At 73.3% G+C, this 25299-nt stretch carries 24 protein-coding genes; 11 read left to right on the top strand and 13 right to left on the bottom strand.

What is annotated here, in order from left to right; all coding sequences use genetic code 11:
- Positions 1-175: 175 nt before the first annotated feature.
- On the bottom strand, positions 176-2308 hold the full coding sequence (locus OG617_RS07550; protein ID WP_405099918.1) for a transglycosylase domain-containing protein: 2133 nt from the start codon (positions 2306-2308) through the stop codon (positions 176-178).
- Positions 2309-2441: 133 nt separating this feature from the next.
- Here OG617_RS07550 and cobC point away from each other — a divergent pair, with 133 nt between their 5' ends.
- Genes cobC through cobA form a run of 3 tightly spaced genes read left to right on the top strand, consistent with a single transcriptional unit; the run spans position 2442 to position 5892 of the window.
- Positions 2442-3524 carry an Rv2231c family pyridoxal phosphate-dependent protein CobC gene (cobC, locus tag OG617_RS07545; RefSeq protein ID WP_405099916.1) on the top strand — a complete coding sequence of 361 codons (1083 nt, stop codon included), beginning with the start codon at positions 2442-2444 and terminating at the stop codon, positions 3522-3524.
- On the top strand, positions 3524-4630 hold the full coding sequence (gene cobT / locus OG617_RS07540) for a nicotinate-nucleotide--dimethylbenzimidazole phosphoribosyltransferase (RefSeq protein WP_405103531.1): 1107 nt from the start codon (positions 3524-3526) through the stop codon (positions 4628-4630). Before cobC ends, cobT begins: the two co-directional genes overlap by 1 nt.
- Entirely contained in the window at positions 4627-5892 is a 1266-nt protein-coding gene (gene cobA / locus OG617_RS07535) for a uroporphyrinogen-III C-methyltransferase (RefSeq protein ID WP_405099914.1), read from the top strand. The genes cobT and cobA overlap by 4 nt, the downstream gene beginning before the upstream one ends.
- Positions 5893-5984: 92 nt before the next feature.
- Here cobA and OG617_RS07530 read toward each other — a convergent pair whose 3' ends face one another.
- The 5 genes from OG617_RS07530 to OG617_RS07510 all read right to left on the bottom strand — a co-directional run bounded on the left by OG617_RS07530 (position 5985) and on the right by OG617_RS07510 (position 11560).
- The gene (locus tag OG617_RS07530) at positions 5985-6539 is read right to left on the bottom strand and encodes a M23 family metallopeptidase (RefSeq protein ID WP_405099912.1); all 555 of its coding nucleotides are present in this window, start codon (positions 6537-6539) and stop codon (positions 5985-5987) included.
- A gap of 199 nt (positions 6540-6738) precedes the next feature.
- On the bottom strand, positions 6739-9345 hold the full coding sequence (otsB, locus tag OG617_RS07525) for a trehalose-phosphatase (protein WP_405099910.1): 2607 nt from the start codon (positions 9343-9345) through the stop codon (positions 6739-6741).
- Positions 9342-10742: a trehalose-6-phosphate synthase gene (locus tag OG617_RS07520; protein WP_405099908.1), complete on the bottom strand. Its 1401-nt coding sequence runs from the start codon at positions 10740-10742 to the stop codon at positions 9342-9344. The genes otsB and OG617_RS07520 overlap by 4 nt, the downstream gene beginning before the upstream one ends.
- Before the next feature lie 141 nt (positions 10743-10883).
- The gene (locus OG617_RS07515; RefSeq protein WP_405099906.1) at positions 10884-11270 is read right to left on the bottom strand and encodes a hypothetical protein; all 387 of its coding nucleotides are present in this window, start codon (positions 11268-11270) and stop codon (positions 10884-10886) included.
- The gene (locus OG617_RS07510) at positions 11267-11560 is read right to left on the bottom strand and encodes a hypothetical protein (RefSeq protein WP_405099904.1); all 294 of its coding nucleotides are present in this window, start codon (positions 11558-11560) and stop codon (positions 11267-11269) included. The genes OG617_RS07515 and OG617_RS07510 overlap by 4 nt, the downstream gene beginning before the upstream one ends.
- Positions 11561-11581: 21 nt before the next feature.
- On the opposite strand from OG617_RS07510, the gene ettA reads away from it, so the two are divergent.
- The 4 genes from ettA to OG617_RS07490 all read left to right on the top strand — a co-directional run bounded on the left by ettA (position 11582) and on the right by OG617_RS07490 (position 15300).
- Positions 11582-13258, top strand: a complete 1677-nt coding sequence (ettA, locus tag OG617_RS07505) for an energy-dependent translational throttle protein EttA (protein ID WP_396683246.1) — start codon at positions 11582-11584, stop codon at positions 13256-13258.
- The gene (locus tag OG617_RS07500) at positions 13251-13709 is read left to right on the top strand and encodes an acyl-CoA thioesterase (protein ID WP_396683065.1); all 459 of its coding nucleotides are present in this window, start codon (positions 13251-13253) and stop codon (positions 13707-13709) included. Before ettA ends, OG617_RS07500 begins: the two co-directional genes overlap by 8 nt.
- A complete protein-coding gene (locus tag OG617_RS07495) occupies positions 13706-14584 on the top strand; it encodes a hypothetical protein (protein WP_405099902.1) in 879 nt (292 codons plus the stop codon). The genes OG617_RS07500 and OG617_RS07495 overlap by 4 nt, the downstream gene beginning before the upstream one ends.
- Before the next feature lie 131 nt (positions 14585-14715).
- Positions 14716-15300 (top strand): YbjN domain-containing protein, encoded by a 585-nt coding sequence (locus tag OG617_RS07490; protein ID WP_405099900.1) that lies wholly within the window; start codon positions 14716-14718, stop codon positions 15298-15300.
- A 243-nt stretch (positions 15301-15543) separates the two neighbouring features.
- Here the strand turns inward: OG617_RS07490 and OG617_RS07485 are convergent, their stop codons facing one another.
- The 4 genes from OG617_RS07485 to OG617_RS07470 form a co-directional block, all read right to left on the bottom strand.
- Positions 15544-15966 carry a globin gene (locus OG617_RS07485; RefSeq protein WP_396683060.1) on the bottom strand — a complete coding sequence of 141 codons (423 nt, stop codon included), beginning with the start codon at positions 15964-15966 and terminating at the stop codon, positions 15544-15546.
- 80 nt (positions 15967-16046) lie between these two features.
- Positions 16047-17417 (bottom strand): MFS transporter, encoded by a 1371-nt coding sequence (locus tag OG617_RS07480; RefSeq protein WP_405099897.1) that lies wholly within the window; start codon positions 17415-17417, stop codon positions 16047-16049.
- 258 nt (positions 17418-17675) lie between these two features.
- Positions 17676-18725, bottom strand: coding sequence for a mechanosensitive ion channel family protein (locus OG617_RS07475; protein WP_405103529.1), 1050 nt, complete (start codon positions 18723-18725; stop codon positions 17676-17678).
- Between the two features lie 172 nt (positions 18726-18897).
- Positions 18898-19029, bottom strand: coding sequence for a hypothetical protein (locus OG617_RS07470; protein WP_268926233.1), 132 nt, complete (start codon positions 19027-19029; stop codon positions 18898-18900).
- Between OG617_RS07470 and OG617_RS07465 the strand changes: the two genes are divergently transcribed.
- On the top strand, positions 19019-19561 hold the full coding sequence (locus OG617_RS07465; protein ID WP_405099895.1) for an HNH endonuclease: 543 nt from the start codon (positions 19019-19021) through the stop codon (positions 19559-19561). The genes OG617_RS07470 and OG617_RS07465 overlap by 11 nt on opposite strands.
- Positions 19562-19609: 48 nt before the next feature.
- Here the strand turns inward: OG617_RS07465 and OG617_RS07460 are convergent, their stop codons facing one another.
- From OG617_RS07460 to OG617_RS07450, 3 genes are all read right to left on the bottom strand, one after another.
- Positions 19610-20449 (bottom strand): class F sortase, encoded by an 840-nt coding sequence (locus OG617_RS07460; RefSeq protein WP_405099893.1) that lies wholly within the window; start codon positions 20447-20449, stop codon positions 19610-19612.
- 11 nt (positions 20450-20460) lie between these two features.
- Positions 20461-20985, bottom strand: coding sequence for a hypothetical protein (locus OG617_RS07455; protein ID WP_405099891.1), 525 nt, complete (start codon positions 20983-20985; stop codon positions 20461-20463).
- 143 nt (positions 20986-21128) lie between these two features.
- Positions 21129-21581: an Lrp/AsnC family transcriptional regulator gene (locus tag OG617_RS07450; RefSeq protein ID WP_405099889.1), complete on the bottom strand. Its 453-nt coding sequence runs from the start codon at positions 21579-21581 to the stop codon at positions 21129-21131.
- A 146-nt stretch (positions 21582-21727) separates the two neighbouring features.
- Here OG617_RS07450 and OG617_RS07445 point away from each other — a divergent pair, with 146 nt between their 5' ends.
- The 3 genes from OG617_RS07445 to OG617_RS07435 are packed head-to-tail and all read left to right on the top strand — an operon-like array spanning position 21728 to position 25280.
- Complete coding sequence (locus tag OG617_RS07445; protein WP_405099887.1) at positions 21728-22630, top strand: tryptophan 2,3-dioxygenase; 903 nt, start codon at positions 21728-21730, stop codon at positions 22628-22630.
- 14 nt (positions 22631-22644) lie between these two features.
- Positions 22645-23946 carry a kynureninase gene (kynU, locus tag OG617_RS07440; RefSeq protein WP_405099885.1) on the top strand — a complete coding sequence of 434 codons (1302 nt, stop codon included), beginning with the start codon at positions 22645-22647 and terminating at the stop codon, positions 23944-23946.
- Entirely contained in the window at positions 23943-25280 is a 1338-nt protein-coding gene (locus OG617_RS07435; RefSeq protein ID WP_405099883.1) for an FAD-dependent oxidoreductase, read from the top strand. The genes kynU and OG617_RS07435 overlap by 4 nt, the downstream gene beginning before the upstream one ends.
- Positions 25281-25299 lie beyond the last annotated feature (19 nt).

Genomic DNA, 25299 nt, shown 5'->3' with positions numbered 1-25299 from the left:
CCCGCCCCCGGGACGGCCGACCACACCCACCTGCTCACCCACCCGAGTCCGGTGATCAAGAGGTTTACGTCATGGATCCGGGCAGATCCCGACGCAAACCTCTTGATCACCGAGCCGAGCCGAGCCGAGCCGAGCCGGGGCGGGGTGGGGCGGGGGGCTGGGGGTGGGGTGGGGGTTAGCCGGCTATTGCGTCGGAGGGTGGGGTGAACTGGCGGGTGGGTTGGCCCTTGAGGGCGTCGCGGAGGGTCTGGGCCACCGCGTTGACCGGGATCTGGGACTGGCCGTCGCCCACCGCGTTGAACGGGTTGTCCGGGTCGGCGATGAAGCTCGCCGCCGCCAGTTCCGGGGTGTATCCGACGAACCAGGCCGACCGGGTGCTGTCCGTGGTGCCCGTCTTGCCGGCCACCGGCCGGCCCACGGTGCCCCGCACGCTGTCCGCCGTCGACCAGCCCCCGCAGCCGCCCTTCGCCGGGGTGTCCCCGGTCGGGCAGCGGGCGGCGTCGGTGGCGGCCCGGGCGGCGTCCGCGTTGACCACCTGCCGGCAGCGCGGCTTGGCGACCTCCCGCGTGATCCCGCCGACCGTGGTGTACGTCGTCGGGTTGCCGTCCCGGTTGCTGATCGACTGCACCGGCATCGACTCGCAGTACCGGCCGTCCGCGGCGATCGCGGCGTAGGCGTTCGACATCTCCAACGGCGTGGCGTCGGAGACGCCCAGGGTGAACGCGCCCCACTTCTTCGCCTTGCCGGGCGACGCCTGCTCCCGGTCGACGTCGGTGCGCCAGCGCAGCCCGAGCTGCTCGGCGAGCCGGACCGCCGCGTCCGCCCCGACCTTCTCCTCCAGTTGGACGAAGTATGTGTTCACCGACTTGCCGAAGCCGGACCACATGGTCTGCCGGCCGGTCATCGCGCCGCTGGCGTTGGACGGCGCCCAGCCGTCGTAGATCGCCGACTGGTACTTGTACGGCGAGTCGTACGCGGTGGACAGCGGCATGCCCGCGTTGAGCGCGGCCAGCATCGGGAACATCTTGAACGTCGACCCGGCCTGGTATCCGGGCAGGTCGCCGCCGCCGAGCAGCGGGGCCACCGTGTTCGGGTAATTCGCCTTCACCTTCGGGCCGGCCTCCGGGTTCGAGCTGAGCCCGTTCTCGCTGACGTCCAGCGAGTAGTTCCGGTTCACCGCCATCGCCTTCACCCGCCCGGTCCCTGGTTCGGCGAGCACGATGCCGTTGGCGAACGGGCTGCCGGTGCTGTCCTTGGCCCCGACGTTGTTCTCGGCCGCCTCCTGCATCTTCGGGTCGATGCTGAGCACGATCCGGTAGCCGCCCCGGCGCAGCTTGTCCATCCGTTCCAGCCGGTTCTCGCCGAACGCCGGCTGAGCGCTCCACCAGTTCTTCAGGTAGTCGCAGGCGAAGCCCCAGCTGTTGTACTTCTCGGGCAGCGAGGCGCAGTCGTTCGGCGGGTCGGTCAGCCGTAGCCGGATCGGCTCGGCCTTCGCCGCCGTCGCGGCGTCCGACGAGAGGTAGCCGAGCTGGGTCATCCGGTCGAGCACGTAGTTGCGCCGCCCGGTGGCGTCCTTCTGGTCGGAGGTGACCGGGTCGTACTCCGACGGGGACTTGACCAGTCCGGCGAGGGTGGCCGCCTCGGCCTGGGTGAGGGTGGCCGGCGTTTTGGAGAAGAAGATCTGCGCGGCGGCGTAGACGCCGTACGCCCGGTGGCCGAAGTACGCGGAGTTCAGGTAGCGCTCCAGGATCTGCTCCTTGCTCAGCTCCTTCTCCACGTCCAGGGCCATCCGCATCTCCTTGACCTTGCGCAGGCTGGTCTGCTGGGTGGCCTCCTGGACCTCCTTCGGGGTCCGGGCGCTGTCGCGCAGGGCCATCCGGACGAACTGCATGGTCAGGGTCGACGCGCCCTGGGACACCCCGCCGGAGCGGGAGTTGGCCACGAAGGCCCGGGCGACGCCCTTCGGGTCGACGCCGTGGTGCTGGTAGAAGCGGCTGTCCTCGGCGGCCACGATGGCCTGCTGGATGTTCGGGGACATGTCCGACAGCTTCGTGTAGCGCCGGTACTCCTCGTAGAACATCGTCAGCACGGTCCTGCCGTCGGGCGCGTACAGATAGGAGGTCTCGGCGGGCAGCGCGTCGCGCAGGATGTTCGTCTTCTGCTCCACGGCGTGCGCGGTGGCCTTGGCGCCGAGCCCGGTGACGGCGGCCAGCGGGTAGAGGGCTCCGGCGATCACGATGCCCGCGATCAGCCCGGCACGCAGGAGAGGGACGAGACGGCCAGCGCCAGCGAGGGGTCGGTTGCTCACAGGGTCAAGCTATGACATTTCCGATTCGGAAATGAGAAGAATTCATAAACGGGAAGGCGGGTTGGCGGGTGGTGACGCTGCCCACCCCGGGATGCGCTGTCCCGCACGGCGGCTTCCCGGCAGGATCGCGGACATGCGTGCTCAGTCGGCTTCGACGACCCCCACCCGGGATGAGCCGGACCTCGGCCACCACGGGGACGCCGAGGTCGGCGACGGCCTGGTCGACCTCGCGGTCAACGTGCGGCGGGCCCCGATGCCGGACTGGCTGGCCGAACCGATCACCGCCGCGCTGGGCGACCTGGCCGCGTACCCGGACAACCGGGCGGCGCGGGCGGCCGTCGCCGGCCGGCACGGGCGTCCCCCGGAGGAGGTCCTGCTCACCGCCGGGGCCGCCGAGGGGTTCGTGCTGCTCGCCAGGGCCCTGATCGGGGTGCGCCGGCCGGTGGTCGTGCACCCCCAGTTCACCGAGCCGGAGGCCGCGCTGCGGGCCGCCGGGCACGACGTCGAGCGGGTGCTGCTCGACCCGGCCGAGGACTTCCGGTTCGACCCCGCCCGGGTGCCGGCCGACGCCGACCTCGTCATGATCGGCAACCCGACCAACCCCACCAGCGTGCTGCACCCGGCCGCCGACCTCGCCGCGCTGGCCCGCCCCGGCCGCGTCCTCGTCGTCGACGAGGCGTTCGCCGACACCACCGCCGCGCCCGGCGTGCCGGGGGAGCCGGAGTCCCTGGCCGCCCGCCGGGACCTGCCCGGCCTGGTCGTGGTGCGCAGCCTCACCAAGACCTGGGGGCTCGCCGGGCTGCGGATCGGCTACCTGCTCGGCGACGCCGCCCTGCTGGCCCGGCTGGCCGCGGCGCAGCCGCTCTGGGCGGTCTCCACCCCGGCGCTCGCCGCCGCCACCGCCTGCGCGTCCCCGGTCGCCGTCGCGGCCGAGCGCGCGATCGCCGCCGGGCTGGCCGCCGACCGCGACCACCTGGCCGCCCGCCTGTCGGCCCTGCCGGGGGTACGCGTCGCGGGCCGCCCGGCCAGCGCGTTCGTGCTGGTCCATCTGCCCGGCGCGGCCGAGGTGCGGCAGCGCCTGCGCGAGCGCGGCTGGGCGGTACGCCGGGGCGACACCTTCCCCGGCCTCGGCCCCGACTGGCTGCGGGTGGCCGTGCGCGACCGGGACACCACCGACACGTTCACCGCGATACTGGCGGAAATCCTGGAGGCATGATGCTCGAGTCCACGATCGCGGCGATTCGGCCGCTCGACGAGCCGGCGATGGTCGCCGCCGGGGAGCTGCACGGCCGGCTGACCAAGCCGGCCGGCTCGCTCGGCGCCCTGGAGGAGCTCTCCGTCCGGCTGGCCGGCCTGGCCGCCGCCTGCCCCCCGCCGCTGCCCGAGCCGGCCGCCGTGGCGATCTTCGCCGGCGACCACGGCGTGCACGCCCAGGGGGTGACCCCCTGGCCGCAGGAGGTCACCGCGCAGATGATCAACAACTTCCTGGCCGGTGGGGCGGTGGTCAACGCGTTCGCCCGGCAGGCCGGCGCCTCGGTCACCGTGGTCGACGTCGGCGTCGCCACCCCGCTGCCGCCCGCCCCGCCCGCCTCGCAGGCCGGCGCCGCGACCCCCGGCGGCGGGGCGAACTCCGCCGCGCCCCGCCTCGTGTCGGCGAACGTGCGGCGCGGCACCCGGGACCTCGCCGTCACCGCCGCCCTCACCCGCGACGAGGCCCGCGCCGCCGTGGAGACCGGCATCCGGATCGCCCGCGAGCTGATCGACGCCGGGGCGGGCATCCTGCTCACCGGGGACATGGGCATCGGCAACACCACCCCGGCCGCGGCGCTGGTCGCCGTGTTCACCGGCGTCGACCCGGCCGAGGCGACCGGCCGGGGCACCGGGGTGGACGACCCGACGTACGCCCGGAAGATCGGCGTCGTCCGGGCGGCGCTGGCCCGGCACACCCCCGACCCGGCCGACCCGCTCGGCGTGCTCGCCGCCGTCGGTGGTCTGGAGCACGCCGCCCTGGCCGGGCTGATCCTCGGTGCCGCCGCCCGCCGGGTGCCGGTGCTGCTCGACGGGCTGATCGCGGTCAGCGCCGCGCTCGCCGCCGCCGCGTTCGCCCCGGACGCGGTGGGCGCGATGGTCGCCGGGCACCGGTCGGCCGAGCCGGGCGCCCCGGCCGCGCTGCACCACCTCGGGCTCGATCCACTGATCGACCTCGGGCTGCGCCTCGGCGAGGGCACCGGCGCGCTGCTCGCCCTGCCGGTGGTCGCCGGCGCGGTCCGGGTGCTGCACGAGGTGGCCACCTTCGACTCGGCCGGGGTGGCCGAGAAGTGAGCAACCCGTACCCGCTCGGGCTGCGGCTGGCCGGCCTGCGGGTGGTCGTGGTGGGCGGGGGCACGGTGGCCACCCGGCGGGTGCCGGCACTGCTCGACGCGGGCGCGGACGTCCTGCTGGTCTCGCCGGAGCTGACCCCGGCCCTGCGCGCCCACGTCGACGCCGGCCGGCTGCGCTGGGAGCCGCGCCGCTTCGCCCCCGGCGACCTGGACGGCGCCTGGCTGGTTCAGACCGCTGTCGACGACCCGGCCGCCGCGGCGGCGGTCAGCGACGCCGCCGCCGAGCGCCGGATCTTCTGCGTCCGCGCCGACGACCGGGTCGCCGCCACCGCCTGGACCCCCGCCGTCACCCGGCACGGCCCGGTCACCGTCGCCGTCCTCGGCGGCGGCGACCCCCGCCGGGCCATGTCGGTCCGCGACGCCGTCCGCGCCCTGCTGAGCGCCGGCCAGTACCCCGGGGCGACGCCCCCGGCGGCGCAGGGGGCCCCTGTCGGTGGCCCTCGGCGGAGCGGGGCGGTCGAGGGGGGCGGGCCGACCGCCGGACGGGTGGCGCTCGTCGGGGCCGGGCCGGGCGACCCGGAGCTGATCACCGTGAAGGGGTGGCGGCTGCTGACCGAGGCCGACGTGGTGGTCACCGACCGGCTGGTGCCCGGGCTGCTGCTGGACGAGCTGCGCCCCGACGTCGAGCTGGTGGACGCCTCGAAGATCCCGTACGGGCCGTCCCGGGCCCAGGAGGAGATCAACCGGATCCTCGTCGACCGGGCGCTGGCCGGCGCGTTCGTGGTCCGGCTCAAGGGCGGCGACCCGTACGTCTTCGGTCGGGGTGGCGAGGAGCTGCTGGCCTGCGCGGCGGCCGGGGTGCCGGTGACTGTGGTCCCCGGGGTGACCAGCTCGGTCGCCGCCCCCGCGGCGGCCGGCATCCCGGTCACCCACCGGGCGGTGGCGCACGAGTTCACCGTGGTCTCCGGGCACCTCGCGCCCGACTCTCCGGCCTCCCTGGTGCGCTGGGAGGCCCTCGCCGGGCTGCGCGGCACGCTGGTGATCCTGATGGGGCTGAAGAACCTGGCCGCGATCACCGAGGCCCTGATCGCCCACGGCCGCCCCGCCGGAACCCCGGCCGCCGTCGTCCAGGAGGGAACCACCGGCGGCCAGCGGAGCCTCCGGTCGACCCTCGGCGCGGTGGCCGCAGATGTGCTCGCGGCGGGCCTCCGCCCGCCGGCCGTGGTGGTCGTCGGCGACGTGGTGGGCACGCTCGACGGCTGAGCCGGCCGGAGCGGGCGGGAACGATCGACGGCCGGAGCGGGCGGTGCCGCTTCGGCCGTCGATCGTCGGCGGGCCGGGCCTGCCAGCGGTTGTCAGGCGCGGTTGTTGACGCTCACCGGCCAGGAGCCGGTGGGCGGCGACCAGCCCTGGAGCGTGGCGGGGATGCCCACCCGGGTGTTGCAGTTGATGACCTGGAAGTGCAGGTGCGCCCCGGAGGCGTTCCCGGTGGCACCCGACGAGCCGATGATCCGGCCCTGCGGGACCCAGTCACCGGTGTTGTAGATCGCCTGGTTCAGGTGGATGTAGTGGGTGCACTGGCCGTTCGAGTGCCGGATCATCACCTCGATGCCGTTCCCCGGGTACACCGACCAGTCCGAGATGAGGACGGTGCCGGCCTGCGCGGCGGAGACCTCGTACCACGCCGGGAGCCCGAAGTCCCAGGCGTACTCGTTGTAGGGGCCGACGTGCGAGTAGGTGCCCTCCGGCCCCTGAGTGACCCGGTAGGACTCACCCGCCGGGTAGGGCAACTCGTAGTAGTAGTTCGCGGCCGAGGCGGGAGTGGGTCCGACGACCACGACCCCGGCCACGACCAGCACCGCGCTCAGCGCCGCGCCTACCCCACGCAGGGCCTTCGTCACTCTGTTCACTACGGCATCTCCGTCCTGGCAACCCGATAGAAATCCGGCCTCGTCGATGCCGATGCCGCCGCCGCAGCTAAACAGGACGACAGGTGGGTGTCAATGAGTCGCGGGGTACTACTGGGGTGGGGACAGTGGTAGGGGTACCGCCGCCGCACACGCGAAGGCGGCCGGAGACGGGTGGTCTCCGGCCGCCTTCGCGGTCAGGTCACTGCTTGAGCATGTTGTCCAGCAGCAGGGCACAGCGGATCAGGCCGAGGTGGCTGTACGCCTGCGGGTGGTTGCCCAGCCCACGCTCGGCCAGCGGGTCGTACTGCTCGGGGAGCAGCCCCGTCGGGCCCGCCGTGTCGATCATCTGGGTGAACAGCTCCTCCGCGTCGGTGCGCCGACCGGTGCGCAGGTACGCCTCGATCAGCCACGCCGTGCAGATGTGGAAGCCGCCCTCGCGCCCGGGCAGGCCGTCGTCCCAGTGGTACCGGTAGACGACCGGGCCGCTGCGCAGGTCCGCCTCGATCCGGAGCACGGTGGACAGGAAGCGCGGGTCGTCGCCGGGGAGCAGCCCGGAGAGGCCGATCCACAGGGACGAGGCGTCCATGTCCTCGTTGCCGTACGCGACGCTGTACGCCTCCACGTCGGGATGCCAGCCGTGCTCCAGCACGTTGGCGCCGATCCGGTCGCGCAGCTCCACCCACTCTGCCCGGTCCTCGCCGCCGTGCTGGCGCACCACGTGCAGCGCCCGGTCGACGGTCATCCAGCACATCACCTTGGAGAAGATGTGGTGCCGCGGGGGGAGGCGGGCCTCCCAGATGCCGTGGTCGGGCTCGTGCCAGCGGCGGCGGACCGCCTCGACCATGTTCTCCAGCACCCGCCACTCGTCCTCGCGGACCGAGCCCCGGGCGTCGGCGACGGCGGCGATCAGGTCGGCGATCGGGCCGAACACGTCGAGCTGGAGTTGGTGGTTGGCCAGGTTGCCGACCCGCACCGGCCGGGAGCCGGCGTACCCGGGCAGGGTGTCGATGACCGCCTCGGCGCCCAGCTCGTACCCGTCGACCGTGTAGAGCGGGTGCAGCCGCTCGGGGTGACCGCCGGTGCGCTCGATGCAGCCGTCCACCCAGCGCAGCAGCGCCTCGGCCTCCTCGATGGAGCCGAGGTCGACCAGGGCCCGCGCGGTCATCGCCGCGTCGCGGAGCCAGCAGTACCGGTAGTCCCAGTTCCGGACGCCGCCCAGCTCCTCCGGCAGCGAGGTGGTCGCCGCGGCGAGGATCGAGCCGGTCGCCTCGTGGCAGAGCCCGCGCAGGGTCAGCGCGCTGCGGGCGACCAGGTCCCGGGCGGTGGCGGGCAGCCGCAGCGAGGCCACCCAGTCCTTCCACGGCTGCTCGGCCGTGGCCTGCCGCTCGTGGACCGGCAGCCGGTGGTGCTCCAGGCTGTGCGTGGCGAAGCGCAGCTCCAGCACGACCTGCCCGCCGGCGGCGGAGAGGTCCACGACGGCCTTGGCCGTCTCGTACCCGCCGTCGTTGCTGACCTGCCACTCGACCCCGGGGGAGTAGAGCGCGACCGGCTCGTTGGAGCCGAGCACCAGCAGGCCGTCGCCGACCGGCTGGAGCTGGGTGGCCACCTGGCCGAACTCGGGCCGGGGGGCGAACTCCACCCGGACCCGCCCGGAGCCGGTGAGCACCCGGACCAGGGTCGAGTCGCCGGTGACGACCGCCGGGCCGTCCGGGGTGGTCTCCCTGGCCGGCTTGTCCAGCCAGTCGGTGACCGTGAGGCCCGACCAGCGGGTCTCCACGGTCATCGTGCCGGAGCGGTAGCGCTGGCCGAGCGGGATGCCGCCGCGCTCGGGGGCGACGCTGAAGTGCCCGGCGGGGCTGCCGCCGACCAGGTCGGCGAAGATCGCCGCCGAGTCCGGCTTGGGGTGGCAGAGCCAGGTGACCTTGGCCTCGGGGGTGAGCAGCGCGACGGTACGCCCGTTGGCGAGCATCGAGTGCCGCTCGATCGGCACGGCCCGCTCGCCGAAGAGCCAGTGCCGCCGGGTCTCCAGCAGCAGACCGAGCGCGCGGGCGGCCTCGATCGGCTCGGCGACCCGGTAGTCGGCCTTCGTGTCCCCGATACCGATCTTGATGCCCATGTCGGGGCCGTGCAGGTTGCCGAAGGCGTTCTCGTCGGTGACGTCGTCGCCGATGAACAGCACCGCGCTGGCCGAGAGCTGGGTGCGGAGCTGGTCGACGGCGGTGCCCTTGTGGGTCGCCACCACCGACAGCTCGATGACCTCCTTGCCCTGGGTGACGGTGACGCCGTCCCAGGTGGCGGGGCCCTTGCGGACGGCCTCGACGGCGGCGGCGGCCACCTGCGGGTCGAGCCCGCGGGTGTGCACCGCGACGCTGGCCGGCTTGCGCTCGAGCCGGACCCCCGGGTGGGCGTTGGCGATCTCACGCAGCGCGTCGCGCAGCCGGGTGCGCACGGCGATCAGCTCGGGGGAGAGCCGCTCGACGAAGCCGATGTCGAACTCGGAGCCGTGGCTGCCGACGAGGTGCACCTCGCTGGGCAGCCGGGACAGCGCGGCCAGGTCGCGCAGCGCCCGGCCGGAGACCACCGCGACGGTGGTCTGCGGCAGCGCGGCGAGCGCCCGGACGGCGGCGACGGACTCGGGCAGCGGCACTGCCTTGCTCGGGTCCTCCACGATCGGCGCGAGGGTGCCGTCGTAGTCGCAGGCGACGAGGAGCTGGGGGACCCGGGCTATCCGGCCGATTGCGGCCCTAAGCTCCGGATCCAGCACTCCCGCGGCCGAGGCCGCCCCGTCGTGGACGGACGTGTTCACGCAACCTCCGAATCAGGCACACCGAGCTCGGTGAGGAACGACTTCGCCCAGTGCCCCACGTCGTGGGTGCGCAGGTGACGCTGCATGACACGCATCCGTCGGCGGGCCTCGGGCTTCTCCACATGCACGGCCTTGAGCAACGCGTCCTTGACCGCGTCGGGGTCGTGCGGGTTACACAAAAACGCCTGGCGCAGCTCGGTGGCGGCGCCGGCGAACTCACTGAGCACGAGCGCGCCGCCCTGGTCGGCGCGCGATGCGACGTACTCCTTAGCCACCAGATTCATTCCGTCTCGAAGGGGGGTCACCATCATCACGTCGGCGGCCACGTACATGGCCGCCAGTTCACTGCGACTGTACGACTGGTGCAGGTAATGGACCGCAGGCACGCCGACCCTGCCAAATTCGCCATTAATTCGGCCAACTTCACGCTCGACCTTGACTCGCAGCGCCTGGTAGTGCTCCACCCGTTCGCGGCTCGGGGTGGCGACCTGCACCATAACCGCGTCCGGAACTGTCAACTTTCCGTCAGCAAGAAGTTCGCGGAAGGCTTTGAGCCGAAGCTCGATGCCCTTCGTGTAATCTAGACGGTCAACTCCCAGGATGATCGTCTTGGGGTTGCCCAACTCCTCGCGGATCTGCTTGGCCCGGGCCTGGATCGCCGAGTCCTCGGCCAGCCGCTCCATCTCCCTGGTGTCGATGGAGATGGGGAAGGCGCCCGCCTTCACCTGCCGGCCGTCGACCTGGATCATCTGCCCCTCGTAGCGCAGCCCGAGCAGGTGCCGGGCCAGCCGGACGAAGTTCTGCGCGGCCAGCCGCTGCTGGAAGCCGACCAGGTCCGCCCCGAGCAGCCCGCGCAGGATTTCGGCGCGGAACGGCATCTGCATGAACAGCTCGATCGGCGGGAACGGGATGTGCAGGAAGAAGCCGATCCGCAGGTCGGGGCGCAGCTCGCGGAGCATCGCCGGCACCAGCTGGAGCTGGTAGTCCTGCACCCAGACCGTCGCGCCCTCGGCCGCGACCTCCGCCGCGGCCTCCGCGAACCGCGCGTTGACCAGTCGGTACGCCTCGCGCCAGCGGCGCTTGTACGCCGGGGTCTCCACCGCGTCGTGGTAGAGCGGCCAGATCGTCGCGTTCGACTGACCCTCGTAGTAGCGCTCCAGCTCGTCCGCGCTCAGCGGCACAGGGTGCAGCCGGATCCCCTCCAGGTCGAACGGCTCGGGGGCGGCGCCAGTGCCGCCGGCCCAGCCCACCCACGTGCCCTGGTGCTCCGCGAGGACAGGGTGCAGCGCGGTGACCAGACCGCCGGGGCTGCGGCGCCACTGCCGTCCCTCCGGGGTGTTCACCTCGTCGACCGGTAGTCGGTTCGCTACTACGACAAAGGAACTACGGACGGTCACGTTCGGCCACCTCCGGGTGCTGACGGGTCCACCGCGATGAGCGTACTGAGCGTAGCTGCGGCGTCTGGTGCCCCGTGCCGGAGTTACCTACCCGTCCCACGACCGCCGAACCGTGAAGGTGATCACGCAGGTCAGGACCGGTCAGAGGTCGATGATCGGCCACTCCTTGGGCAGCACCTCGCCCAGGGCCTCCCGCCGGTCCGTCATGATCGGCGTCGTCGCGCGGGCGGCCTCCATCGCCGCCTGTGCCAGGTCCATGCTCCCCAGGGTGCGCGACCATCCCCCGAGGGTCGCGCACATGTCGTGCTCGACCGACGTGACGACCACCTGTTCGAGGGCGCCGACAATGTCCAGGAGCGGCCATCCGTCGCTGGTCACCTGGCGGTACGCCGCGGCCAGGCAGAGAGCGGGGACGATCACGACCTGGAGTTTGTCCGCGACCTTGGCGATCTGCTCGCCGACTGCCTCGGCGCCCTCGGAGTACGCGAGCAGGCAGGACGTGTCGAGGACCAGGCCCGCGTCGGTCATGAGGCCATCCGTCCACGCGAAGCCTCGCCCAGCAGCGCGGCTGCCTTGGCCCGCAGCTCAGGCGTGATCTTCGCCTGCGCCTCGTCGAGCTTCTGGCCGGCCTCGGCGAGACCGGCCGTTCCGGCCAATGCGGCTCGCCGGCGTACTGCTGGGGCGGGGTGATGTGGGCGGAGCGGGTCGTACCTGTCAGGATTGAGGATGGCCTGCGTTGTGGCCGGCCCCCGGCCGGCGGCGGCGAGCGGCACCCGGAGCCGCGCCGCGCCCGCACCCCGCAAGCTTCCAGATCGCAACCTATGGAGGTAGCCCGCACCGTGGCCCAGTACATCTACGTCCTGGAGAAGGCACGCAAGGCGCACGGCGACAAGGTCGTGCTCGACAACGTGACGTTGAGCTTCCTGCCGGGGGCCAAGATCGGTGTGCTCGGCCCGAACGGCGCCGGTAAGTCCAGCCTCCTCAAGATCATGGCAGGGCTGGACAAGCCGAGCAACGGCGAGGCCCGGCTGATGCCCGGCTACACCGTCGGCATGCTCGCCCAGGAGCCCCCGCTCAACGACGCCAAGACCGTACTCGGCAACGTCGAGGAGGCGGTCGCGGAGACCAAGGCCAAGCTGGACCGGTTCAACTCCATCGCCGAGCAGATGGCGACGGATTACTCCGACGAGCTGATGGAGGAGATGGGCAAGCTCCAGGAGGAGCTGGACCACCTCGACGCGTGGGACATCGACTCCAAGCTCGAACTGGCCATGGACGCGCTGCGCTGCCCGCCGCCGGACGCCGACGTGACCCAGCTCTCCGGTGGTGAGCGTCGCCGGGTCGCGCTCTGCAAGCTGCTGCTGGAGGCGCCGGACCTGCTGCTGCTCGACGAGCCCACCAACCACCTGGACGCGGAGAGCGTCTCCTGGCTGGAGCAGCACCTGGCCAAGTACGCCGGCACCGTCATGGCGATCACCCACGACCGGTACTTCCTGGACAAGGTGGCCGGCTGGATCCTGGAGCTGGACCGCGGCCGGGCCATCGGCTACGAGGGCAACTACTCCACCTACCTGGAGAAGAAGGCCGCCCGGCTCGCCATCGAGGGGCGCCGCGACGCCAAGATGAAGAAGCGCCTCACCGAGGAGCTCGAGTGGGTCCGCTCCAACGCCAAGGCGCGGCAGACCAAGTCCAAGGCCCGCCTGGAGCGGTACGACGAGATGGCCACTGAGGCGGAGAAGACCCGCAAGCTCGACTTCGAGGAGATCCAGATCCCGCCGGGCCCGCGCCTGGGCAGCACGGTGATCGAGGCGCAGCACCTGAGCAAGGGCTTCGGCGACCGGCTGTTGATCGACGACCTGTCGTTCTCGCTGCCGCGCAACGGCATCGTCGGCATCATCGGCCCCAACGGCGTCGGCAAGACCACGCTGTTCAAGACCATCGTCGGGCTGGAGCAGCCGACCGACGGCGAGGTCCGGGTGGGCCCCACCGTCACGCTGTCGTACGTCGACCAGAACCGCCAGGGCCTCGACGGCGACAAGAGCGTCTGGGAGGTCGTCTCCGACGGCCTGGACTACCTCATGGTGGGCAAGGTCGAGATGCCGTCGCGGGCGTACATCGCCGCGTTCGGTTTCAAGGGGCCGGACCAGCAGAAGCCGACCAAGGTGCTCTCCGGCGGCGAGCGCAACCGGCTCAACCTGGCGCTGACGCTGAAGATCGGCGGCAACGTCATCCTGCTCGACGAGCCGACCAACGACCTGGACGTGGAGACCCTGTCCAGCCTGGAGAACGCGCTGCTGGAGTTCCCCGGCTGCGCCGTGGTCATCTCCCACGACCGGATGTTCCTCGACCGGGTCGCCACGCACATCCTGGCCTGGGAGGGCGACGACCAGAACCCGGCGAAGTGGTTCTGGTTCGAGGGCAACTTCGAGGCGTACGAGAAGAACAAGATCGATCGGCTCGGCGCCGACGCGGCCCGCCCGCACCGGGTGACCTACCGCAAGCTCACCCGTGACTGACCGGTTCGTCTACCACTGCACGCTGCGCTGGTCCGACCTGGACGCGTACGGGCACATCAACAACTCGCGCTTCCTCACCCTGTACGAGGAGGCGCGGGTGGCGTTGATGTTCGCCGGCGGCCGGGCGTGGGGGGTGGGCTCGTTCGCCGACGGGGTGGTCATCCGGCGGCACGAGGTCGACTACCTGCGCCCGGTCGACTACGCGCTGGGCCGGGCCACCGCGGAGGCCGCCCCCACCGTGCGGATCGAGCTGTGGATCGAGGAGATCCGGGCCTCCCGGTTCACCGTCGGCTACGAGCTGTACGACGGCGACGTGCTGGCCAGCACCGCCCGCTCGGTGCTGGTTCCGTTCGACCTGGTCGCCAAGCGGCCCCGGCGGATCACCGAGGAGGAGCGGGCCTTCCTGCTCGCGTACGCCCCGGGCGTCGGCGCGGCCGGGGCCCGGGCGTGAGCGGCGCCCTGGCCCGCCCGCAGGGGCCCGACCGGGCCGACGGCGGGCACGGGCTGGTCGGGGTGGCCGACGCGGGCGCGTTCCTGGCCCGGCTGGTCCGGCTCGACCCGGCGGCGCTGGTCCGGCTGCGCCCGGCCGGCCCGGCGGCCCCGCCGCAGGCCGTCCCCCCGCCCCCGTCCGGCCTGCCGGCTGCGTCGCCCTCCGCCCTGCCTCCCGCGTCGCCTTCCGGCCCGGTGGCCGGGGCGGCGTCGGTCGGCCGGACGGTCCTCTGGGCCCGGCTGCCATGGGGTGTGCTGGCCGCCCGGACGGTGGCCGGGGCCGGTTGCGGCGACGTCACGGTCGCCGCCCGGGAACTGCTGGCCGCACTTGCGGGCGGCGAGGACGCCCTGCCGGCCCGGCGGGACGCGCAGTGGCGCTGGCCGCTGCCGCCCTCGACGAGCCGGCCGGTCGAGGTGCTGCCGGCCGGGGAGCTGTGGCGGATCGCCGAGGCGGCGGCGGGGACGCTGCGCGAGGCCGCGGCCCACGGTGTGGGCGGCCGGGCGGTGGGGCAGCGGGTGCTGCGGGACGCCCTGCTCGACCACGTCGCCGTGGTGGTCACCCCGGACGACCCGCCCGGCCCGCCGGTCGAGATCGCCCAGCGGCTGGTCCAGGGACTGGTGCGGATGGGCTTCCTGGGCCGCCCCGGTCCCGGTGTCGACACCCCAGTGCCGCCCGTCGGGACCCCCCTACCCTTTACCGGTGGGACCGCCAGCGGCGACGTTCAGGTGCGAGTGGCTGGGCAATGGGTCAGTCTGGTGGGACCATACGGAGCCGTGTGGTCGCAGAAGGTTGCTGATCTTGCCGTCACGCCGCTCGGGGCTCATCCGAAAGTATGACCCCTGTTCATTCTTCTGGATCGGTGCTGCCGTTGGGGGGATGCTTCAACCCGGCTGTCCGGGTACCGTCCATCCTCGGATCCAACGCACCGTAGGCGACTGGATCCGCTGGGGAGTGAGGTGCGCGAGCGATGCCGTGGTGGTCATGGCGCCCCGGTCCCGCCGGTGACGGCGAACCGGAAACTCGAAGCGGGATCACAGTGGACAGCACCGTCCGGGTCGGACCACCGGCCCCACGTCAACCGGGCGACGACTGCCCGGCCGCCGACCGTTCCGTGATCACGGACATGTCGGCAACCATCGCACAGGTCACCCTCCGCCGGGTCTGCGACGCGCTCGACCTGCTGGACGTGCGCTACCTGGCCGACGGTGACGGCAACCTGCTGGCCATGTGGGAGCGGCACGCGGTGCTGGTCACCCTGGAGGGCCCGGAGGACGAGATCCTGGTCATGCGGGCCCGTCCACACGCGACGGTCCCGCCCGACTGGGTCGACCGGGCCTACCGGGTGGTCAACGAGTGGAACCACACCCGCCGGTTCTGCAAGGCCTACATCGGCGACCCCACCGAGCGGGGTCAACTGCCGATCTACGCGGAGCTCCAGGTGCCCCTCGGCGCGGGGGCGCACGACGCGCTCCTGGTCGAGATGCTCGACTGTGGCGCCGCGGTGGCCACCACCTTTGTGGACTGGTTGCACGACGAGGGCGCGCTGCTCTGACCCGCCCGCCCGGGCCGCCGCGCGCGGCCGTGCGGCGCGTGGCGGGGCCGGGCGGTGTGCTGCCGGGCCGGGCGGTGTGCGGCGCGGCGCGGTGCCGTGCCGTGCCCTGCGGTGCCGGGCCGAATGCGGCGGACCGGGTGGCGTCGGACCGGGTGGCGTCGGACCGACCTGGGCGGCGTGTGCCGCCGGCCGGTGCGGTGCGGGGCTGGGTAGGAGGCCGGGCGGGGCCGTGGCCCCGGCCGGTCAGGCTGGGCCGGCCGCCGGGTCGTCCATCGCGTTCACCATGAAGTAGGCGGCCCGTTCCAGGTAGTCCCACAGCGCGGTGGCGATCTCCGGCGGCAGGTCCAGCCGGTCGACGGCCCGGCGCATGTGGTGCAGCCAGGCGTCCCGCTCGGCCGCGCCGATCCGGAACGGGGCGTGCCGCATCCGCAGCCGGGGGTGCCCCCGCTGGGTGGAGTAGGTGTTGGGGCCGCCCCAGTACTGGATCAGGAACAGCGTCAGCCGGTCCGCCGCGGGGCCGAGGTCCTCCTCCGGGTACATCGGCCGCAGCAGCGGATCCGTGGCGACGCCGGCGTAGAACTCGTCCACCAGCTTGCGGAAGGTGGGTTCGCCGCCGACCGCCTCGAAGAGGGTCACGGCACGCTCGGACTCACCTGCGGGATTCACCGTTCCATCCTGCCAGGTGCGCCCGTGGCCGGCGGGGGCGTACCGGCCGGGGCCGCTGCCGTCCTCGTCACACCGGCCCGTCAACCCACCGATTGGCTGCGTCGGCGGTGCTCGCCCGGCAGGTTGTCGAGCTGTCCGTCGCCCTCGCCCGCAGGCCGGGGCAGGGCCGGGCCGGACTCGTTCCTGGCGGCCTCGACCGCCGCGTCGATCGCGGCCCGGCTGGGCCAGCGCGCGGCGGTGAGCAGCATCAGCAGGACCCCGGCGGCGCTCCACACGCCCACCACCAGCGGGATCGAGAACCGCTCGGCGAGCAGACCGGTGATCAACACGGCGGCGCCCTGGATCACCTGAACGCCGGTGGCCATCACCCCGAACGCGCGGGCCCGGTAGCCGTTCGGCAGTGCCCGGACGAAGAGCCCGTTGGCGACCGGGAGCAGCCCGGCGACCGCGAAGCCGCAGAGGGCGGCGAGCAGGGCCACCGCCAGCGGCGGCGGGTCGAGCAGCGCCGGCACCAGGGCCAGCGGCGCGAGCACCGCCAGCGGCCGGATCAGGACCAGCCGGCGGGCCGGGGCGACCGCCCGGCCGACCAGCAGCCCGCCCAGGATGAAGCCGATCGGGTTGGCGGCCATGATGGCGGCCTGGGACGCACCGGTGTCCAGGCCGCCGCCGGCGCCCTCCCGGGCCCAGGCCGCGGCCAGCCCCTCGGGCACGATCGAGAAGAGCATGGAGCTGAACACCAGCAGGGCGACCGCCCGCAGCACCGGGGTGCCGAAGACGATCCGGAAGCCCTCGGCGGTCTCCCGCAGCAGGTGGCTGCGGTGTTCCGCCCTCATCGCCGGTGCCCGGTCCCCGACGCCGAAGCGGACCAGGGTCGCCGAGAGGGCGAAGGTGCCCGCGTTGATCAGCAGTGCGGCGGTCGGGTTGACCGCGGCGATGGCCGCGCCGATCAGATAGCCGATGACCTGGGCGGCCTGGCCGGTGCTGCTGTTCAACGACAGCCCGACCACCAGCCGGTCGCCGGTCAGGATGAGTGGCATCAGCGCGGACCGGGCGGCCTGGCTCGGCGGGTTGGCCAGGGTGGTCGCGAAGAGCAGGCAGAGGATCAGCCACGGCGGATTCCCCGGGATGGCGACCAGCACCATCAGGGCCATCCGGATCACGTCGCAGGCCACCATCACCGACCGGTAGCGGTGCCGTTCCGCCAGCGTGGCCAGCAGCGGGCCGCCGATCAGCCAGGGCAGGAAGCTGACCGCGAACGCGGCGGCCGAGTAGGCCACGGACTCTGTCTCGCGGTAGACCAGCACGGTGACCGCGGCCTTCGCGATGAAGTCGCCGATCCAGGAGAGCGCGCTCGCGGCGAAGACCGCCCTGTACTCCCGTTGGGCGAACACCTCGCGGAAGGTGGCTGGCCCTTCCTGGGAGGGTCGCTCGTCGGACACCGTGGCCTCCATCGTCCCCACGGTGGGCCACTCGTGATGGCCTGCCCGGGAAACCGTCGTCAGATCTACGGATCAGCGAGACGTGATCACGCTCCGGCAGATGGCGTGCGTACCGGATTCTGCCCGATCGTCTGAGAGCTGACTAGGGCGAACGGTTTGATCGTCGCATCTCCGACTGAACGAACGGACGATACCCGAGGGGCCACGCGGTCCGCGACCCCTCAGATCCACGGTCAGGCAAAGCCGCAGGTCATCGACGTTCATCGCGGTTCAGGTGGGCCCGCTCTGGCCGGTTGCCCCGCCCTCGACGGTGCGCGGCGGGTAACCCGGATAGAGGCGGGCGGCGGCGATCTTGGCCGTTATGCCGGAGTTCTCCAGCGCCTCGGCGAGCCGCCGGCGCAGCTCCCGGCCGACCGCGAACTGCCCGTCGGCGGTGGTCTTGACGACGGTACGGATCACGGCGCCGTCCATGGTCATCTGCTCGACGCCCAGCACGTCGGGGGCCTCCACGATCTCCGGGGCGAGGTCGGGGTCCATCGCCACCGAGGCCGCGGCGGTCCGCAGCACCGCCGTCGCCTCCTCGGTGCCGGCGAATCCGATCGGCAGGTCGACCACGACCAGCGCCCAGCCCTGGCTCTTGTTGCCCACCCGGATGATCTCGCCGTTGCGGATGTACCAGAGCACGCCCCGGCCGTCCCGGACCGTGGTGACCCGCAGCCCCACTGACTCCACCATGCCGGTCGCCTCGCCGAGGTCGACCGTGTCGCCGACGCCGTACTGGTCCTCCACCAGCATGAACAGGCCGGCGATCAGGTCCTTGACCAGGCTCTGCGCGCCGAAGCCGAGCGCCACGCCGGCGATGCCCGCGCTGGCCAGCAGCGGCGCCAGGTCGAAGCTGAACTCGCGCAGGATCATCAGCACCGCTATGCCGAAGACGAACGCGGTGACCGTGCTGCTCAGCACCGACCCGATGGCCTCCGCCCGCTGCCGGCGGCGCTCGGGGACGAACTCGCCGGGCTCGTGCGCGGCGGTCGGCACCCGCTCCCGCAGCGGGCGCAGCATGGTCGGCACCCCGTCGGCGGTGGTGCGGACCAGCCGCTTGATCATCCGGTGCAGCGCCCAGCGGGCGATCAACGCGAACGTGAGGATCACCAGCACCCGCAGCGGCTTCAGCAGGATCCAGTAGCTGCCCTCGGCGAACCACGACGACCCGGTCGTCTTGTACACCCACTCGCAGGAGGTGCTGCCCTGGCAGCTGGCGCTCGGGGTGACGTCCGGGGAGGGGCTCGGGGCCACCACGGACAGGGCGGTGATCATCATCAGGCTGGCGGCGCTCACCCTGCCTTCGTACCCCACGGCCACCGGGCACCGGCCGGCGGACCCACCATCCGGTCTGCCGTCCCCGACGGACCGTGCGGAACCGGTCATCCTGACATGGCCCGAAAGAGCTTCACGAGGGACCCCGGATTAGTACGTGCAATCCTGGGCCTTATCAGGGACGATTGGCGCAACGGACGTCGGTGATCCTGCCGGCGTCGGGCGTGGTGCCGCCGTGCGCGGGCGTGCCCGGCGCGGCCAGCGGTGGGAGCGGCTGGACCGGGAGGGTGAGCTCGATGCCTGACATACGACCCACGGTGGGCTCCGGCGCGCTGGTTCTCAACGCCACCTACGAGCCGCTGTGTGTCGTGTCGGTGCGTCGCGCCGCGATCCTTGTCCTCTCCGCCAAGGCAGTCTGCGTTGCCGACGGCGAGGGCATGCTGCACAGCGCCCGCAACGCGCTCCCGGTGCCCTCGGTGGTCCGGCTCACCCGGTTCGTCCGGGTTCCCTACCGCGCCCACGTCGGGCTCTCCCGGCGGGCGATCTTCGCCCGGGACGGCTGGCGGTGCGGATACTGCCGGGGCCCGGCGGAGACCATCGACCACGTGTTCCCCCGCAGCCGGGGCGGCCGGCACGCCTGGGAGAACGTGGTGGCCGCGTGCGCCCGGTGCAACCACACCAAGGGCGACAAGACCCCGGCGGAGCTCGGCTGGCGACTGCACTCGTCGCCCGCCGTCCCGATGGGGACGGCCTGGCGGGTGCTCGGCCACCGCACCCCCGACCCGCGCTGGGCCGACTGGCTCGACCTGCGCGAGCCCGAGACCGAGGCGGCGGCCTGAGCGGCGCCGAAGCGGCGGCCTGAGCGGCGCCGGGGCGTGCCGGGGGCCTCACTCGTGGCGGGCCTTCACCAGGGACGCGTAGACCACCACGTTGTCGGCGTACCCGGTCTCCCCGCCGACCCACCGGCCGCCGCAGGTGATCAGGCGCAGCCTCGGCCGGGTGAAGTCGCCGTAGACCTCGCCCACCGGCAGTTGGTCCTTGTCGTAGCGGTGCACCGAGTCGACCTCGAACACCGCCACCGAGCGGTCCGCCCGGCGGATCTCGACCCGGTCGCCGGAGCGCAGCTCCTTCAGCCCGTGGAAGACCGCCGGCCCGGTCCGGGTGTCGACGTGGCCGACGATCACCGCCGGGCCGTACTGGCCGGGGGTCGGCCCCTGGTCGTACCAGCCGGCCTCCTGGGCGCGGGCGGCGTCGGGCACTCCGATGCTGCCGTCCGCCGCGATGCCGACGTCGTGCACCGGGGCGTCCAGGTCGATCGGGTCGCTGCTGATGGCGACCGGCCGGCTGGCCGGCAGCACCGGGAACTTCTTCGGTGGGGGCCGCAGCCCGGCGATGAACCGGTCCGGCAGCACGCTGTGCCCGGTCACCCGCTCGACGCCGAGCATGGCCACGATCAGCACCATCAGGGCGGCGATGACCAGCACCGGGACGCCGGGGCCCCGGCGGGCCAGCCGCCACCGGCCCGCGCCCGGCCCGCCCCGGCCCGGGGCGACGACCACCGGGCGGGCGGCCGGGTCGACCGTGGCGACGCTGGCCGAGAAGGCCTGCCCGGTGACCCGGGCGACCCGGCGGCACCCCCGGGCCACCAGCCGGGCCGTCGCCCGGAACCGGCCGGCGCCGCGGCGCGGGTCCCGGGCCGGGTTGGCACGCGTACGTCGGCGGGCCATGGCGGACCTCGTCAGGAACGCGTCCCGGTACGCCGACCCGCGCCGAACGCCCCGAACCCGGCCGCCACGGCCGCCGCCGCGAGGCCGCCCACGAGCAGCAGCGAGCCGGTGCCCCGGTCGTCGCCGGCCGTGCCGCCGGCACCGGTGTTGGGCCCCTTGCTCGGCTGGGCCATGTTCAGCACGGTGAGCGTGGTGGTCGCGGTGCCGCCGTTCTTGCAGCGCAGCTCGACGGAGTACTCGCCGGGCTGCTTGTTCTCCGGGATGGTGACCGCCCCGGTCAGGAAGCCGTTGTCGGGCCGGAGCACGACCCGCCCGAAGGCGTCGGACCGCACGTCCGCCTGCTGTTTGTTGTCGTTGTCGCAGCTCGCCCGGATGTTGACCCGGGTGCCGGCCTGCGCGCTGTTCGGCGTGACCTCGACGAAGGTGTTCTCCCCGGCCCGGGCTGGCGCGACCGTGGCCAGGACGAACGCCCCGACCAGGCCGAACACGGTCAGCACGGCCGACAGGACGCGACGTGACACGGTGAGCCCTCGCATGATTCCCCCCTCCCGGTGCCGGGCACCGGAATCCTCCCCCGGGTAGTCCGCCCTGCATTTCCCCCTGGCGTCGGGGCAAACCCGCAGGTCGGCGGCGCGGCGGGCCGGGGGCGCCGACAGGGGACGGCCCGGTGCGCGGGGCGTCAGGCGGGCGGCCCGCCCTCCAGCGGGGTGACGGGGTGCCAGTCGAGGGGGGTGGACAGGACCATGGTGCTCGACGGCTGGCCGTACGGGGCGAGCCGGTCGATCACCCGCTCGAACTCGCCGATCGACCCGGTCGCGACCTTGAGCATGCTGCACGCGTCGCCGGTGATCCGGTGGATCTCCAGGATCTCCGGCCAGTGCGGCACCTCCGGGTCGTGCATGATGCACCGGGACCCGTAGCAGGACATCCGGATCAGGGCGACCACGGAGCGGCCGGCCCGGGCCAGGTCGACGTGGGCGCGGTAGCCGGTGATCACCCCCGACTCCTCCAGCCGGCGGACCCGTTCGGCCACCGCCGGCGGTGACAGGTGCACCCGGCGGGACAGCTCGCTGAACGACAACCGGGCGTCGGCCTGGAGTTCGCGCAGCAGCGCCCAGTCCATGTGGTCCACGCCTGACCTTCCTTCCCGAAACCCCACAGGGGCATTCGCCTTTGTCGCCGTAGGCCCGAGGCCGATGGTGCCGTCGATTCGGCATTCCATTCGGCCCTTCCACCAGGGCACCATGACGCTACCCGGCTGATGGATGGAGACGACAGGTGGAGCAGACGGACCTGCGGGCCCCCGCGCCGGCCGCGGCGGTCCGTCCGGCGACCCCGCAGCAGCGGGCGGCCCGGGCCGCCCGCAACGGCGGCGAACCCACGCTGGAGTTCGCCGAGCGGGTGCCCTACGACGCGTACGTGCACGCCAGCACCCTGCACGGGTTGCAGCAGCCGCTCAGCGACGACCCGGGCGAGATGTCCTTCCTGGTGGTCAGCCAGATCATGGAGCTGTACTTCGGGCTGACCTGCCACGAGCTGCGCGAGGCGCAGCGCTGCCTGCGCGCCGACCGGGTCGGGGACGCGCTGGCCCCGCTGCGCCGCGCGGCCCTGCACCTGGAGGGGCTCAACGCGGCCTGGAAGGGGCTGCGCTGGATGACCCCGGCGGACTTCAACCGGTTCCGCAACCTGCTCGGCGAGGGCTCCGGCTTCCAGTCGGCGATGTACCGGCACCTGGAGTTCCTCCTCGGCCTGCGCGACCCGGCCCTGATCCGGCCGTTCCGTCGGCAGCCCGAGGTGTACGACGAACTGCGCGCCGTGCTGGCCGTCCCGAGCCTGTGGGACGACGTGGTGGCCCTGCTGGCCCGGCGCGGCTCCGACGTGCCCGCCGAGGTGCTGGGGCGGGACGTGGCCGAGGAGCACCGGCCGCACCAGGCCGTGGAGGCCGCCTGGGTGGACGTGTACGCCGACGGCGGCCCGGACAACCACCTGTGGCTGCTCGGCGAGGCGCTGGCCGAGGTGGCCGAGCAGTTCGGCGACTGGCGGTGGAACCACGTCAAGGCGGTGCAGCGGACCATGGGCGCCAAGGTCGGCAGCGGCGGCTCGGCCGGCCTCGCCTGGTTGCAGCGCAGCATGGCCCGGGTGGTCTTCCCGGAGCTGTGGTCGGCCCGGACGGCAATGTGAGCGAGGAGCACGACATGGACATCCCGGAGCGGGACGCGACGCGCCCCTCGGAGCAGGAGGCGCACCGCCTCGACCAGGCAGATCCCGGGCACCGGCACCTGTTCCACGTGCCGCCGGCCGACGGCGGGCGCTACCCGCAGGCCGCGTACCTGGCCGGCAACTCCCTCGGCCTGCAACCCCTGGCCACCCGGGCCGAACTGCTCGCCGACCTGGACGCGTGGGGCCGGCTCGGCGTCGAGGGGCACCTGGAGGCGGACCGGCCCTGGCTGCCGTACCACGAGCTGTTGACCGGGCCGGTCGCGCGACTGGTCGGCGCCCGGCCCGCGGAGGCCGTGGTGATGAACTCCCTCACGGTCAACCTGCACCTGCTGATGGTCGGCTTCTACCGGCCGGCGGGGAAGCGCACCCGGATCGTCATCGAGGACGGCGCCTTCCCCTCGGACAGCTACGCGGTGCGCAGCCAGGCCCGCCTCCACGGCCTCGACCCCGACGCCACCGTGGTCCGGCTGCGCCCGCGCGACGGCGAGGACAACCTCCGCGCCGCCGACGTGCTGGACTTCCTGGCCGCCGAGGGCGACACCGTCGCGCTGGTGCTGCTCGGCGGGGTCAACTACCTCACCGGCGAGCTGATGGACATCCCCGCGATCACCGCCGCCGGCCGGGCCGCCGGGGCGGTGGTCGGCTGGGACCTGGCGCACGCGGCCGGGAACGTGCCGCTGGCGCTGCACGACTGGGACGTCGACTTCGCCGCCTGGTGCTCCTACAAGTACCTCAACTCGGGCCCGGGCGCGCTGGCCGGCGTCTTCGTCCACGAGCGCCACCTCGGCCGGGCCGACCTGATCCGCCTCGAGGGCTGGTGGAGCACCGAGGCGGCCACCCGGTTCGAGATGACCCCGGTGTCCCGGCCGCCGGCCACCGCGGAGGCGTGGCAGGTCTCCAACCCGCCGATCTTCGCGATGGGCCCGGTGCGGACCTCGCTGGAGTTGTTCGACTCGGTCGGCATGCCGGCGCTGCGGGAACGCAGCGTGCGGCTCACCGGATACCTGGAGCGGTTGCTCGACGAGGTCACCGCCGGCCGGCCGCTACGGGTGGTCACCCCGCGCGAGCCGGAGCGCCGGGGCTGCCAGCTCTCGGTGCGCATCGGCGGGGGCAGCGCGGGCGAGCTGACCAAGCGGCTGCGGCACGAGCACGGCGTGATCGCCGACGCCCGGGAGCCGGACGTCGTCCGGTTCGCCCCGGTGCCGCTGTACTCGACGTACCACGACTGCTGGCGGGTCGCCGACGCGCTGGCCGCGACGGTGGAGGGGCAAACGTGACCGCGGAACGGGACGAGATCGCCGTCGTCGGGGCCGGGCTCGCCGGCTGCCTGCTGGCCTGCTTCCTGGCCCGGCGCGGGTACCGGGTGGCGCTCTACGAGCGGCGGCCCGACCCGCGCACGGGGAGGGCCGAGCGGGGCCGCTCGATCAACCTGGCGCTGTCCGAGCGCGGGCTCGACGCGCTGCGCCGGATCGGCCTGGACGATCAGGTCATGGCGGACGCGCTGCCGATGCGCGGCCGGATGATCCACCCGGTCGCGGGCGAGCCGCAGTTCCAGTCGTACAGCGCCGCCGGGGACCTGGCGATCAACTCGATCAGCCGGGGCGCGCTGAACAACGCACTGCTCACCGCCGCCACCGCGCTGCCCGGGGTGCGGGTCGCGTTCGACCACCGGCTCGTCGGGCTCGACCCGATCGCCGGGGAGATGACCTTCGAGACGGCGCAGGGCAAGGTCACGGCCGCCGCGCCGGTCGTCCTCGGCGCCGACGGGGCCGGCTCCGCGGTGCGCGGGCAACTCCTCGCGTACGGGGTGCTGAGCGAGAGCCTCGACTTCCTCGACTACGGCTACAAGGAGCTGACCATCCCGGCGGTCGGCGGCGAGTTCGCCCTCGACCCGGCGGCGCTGCACATCTGGCCGCGTGGCACCTCGATGATGATCGCCCTGCCCAACCCGGACCGCTCCTTCACCTGCACGCTGTTCTGGCCCACCCACGGCACCGCGAGCTTCGCCTCGCTGAGCAGCCCGGCGGCGATCGAACGGCACTTCGCCACCCACTACCCGGACCTGGTCCCGCTCGCGCCCAACCTGGTCGACGACTACCAGCACAACCCGGTCGGGGTGCTCGGCACGGTCCGCTGCGCCCCGTGGCAGGCGAACGGGAGGGTCGGCCTGATCGGCGACGCCGCGCACGCCATCGTGCCGTTCTACGGCCAGGGCGCGAACTGCGCCTTCGAGGACGTGGTGGTGCTCGACCGCTGCCTCGACGAGTGCGACGACGACTGGGCGGCGGCGCTGCCGCTGTTCCAGGCGCGGCGGCAGGACGACGCGGAGGCGATCGCCCGGATGGCGCTGGCCAACTTCGTGGAGATGCGCGACAAGGTGGCCTCCCCGGTGTTCCAGGCCCGGCGCGAGCTGGACCACGCGCTGGAGCGGGCCCTGCCCGGCCGGTACGTCTCGCAGTACGAGCTGGTCTCCTTCTCCACCACCCCGTACGCGCAGGTGCGGCGGCGGGTCCGCCGCCAGCAGGCGGTGCTCGGGGCGGTGGCCGCCACGGCGGCGACGCTGCTGGTCGGCGCGGTCGGCGCGGCACTGGCCCGGGGGCGGCGGCGATGAGCGTGAGCTGGGATCCCGG

Origin of the sequence: Micromonospora sp. NBC_01412 (assembly GCF_045040215.1) — a bacterium.
GTDB classification, from domain to species: Bacteria; Actinomycetota; Actinomycetes; order Mycobacteriales; family Micromonosporaceae; genus Micromonospora; species Micromonospora rubida.
Note: the sequence above shows the minus strand (reverse complement) of the source record. Positions and strands in the feature narration are given on the sequence as shown.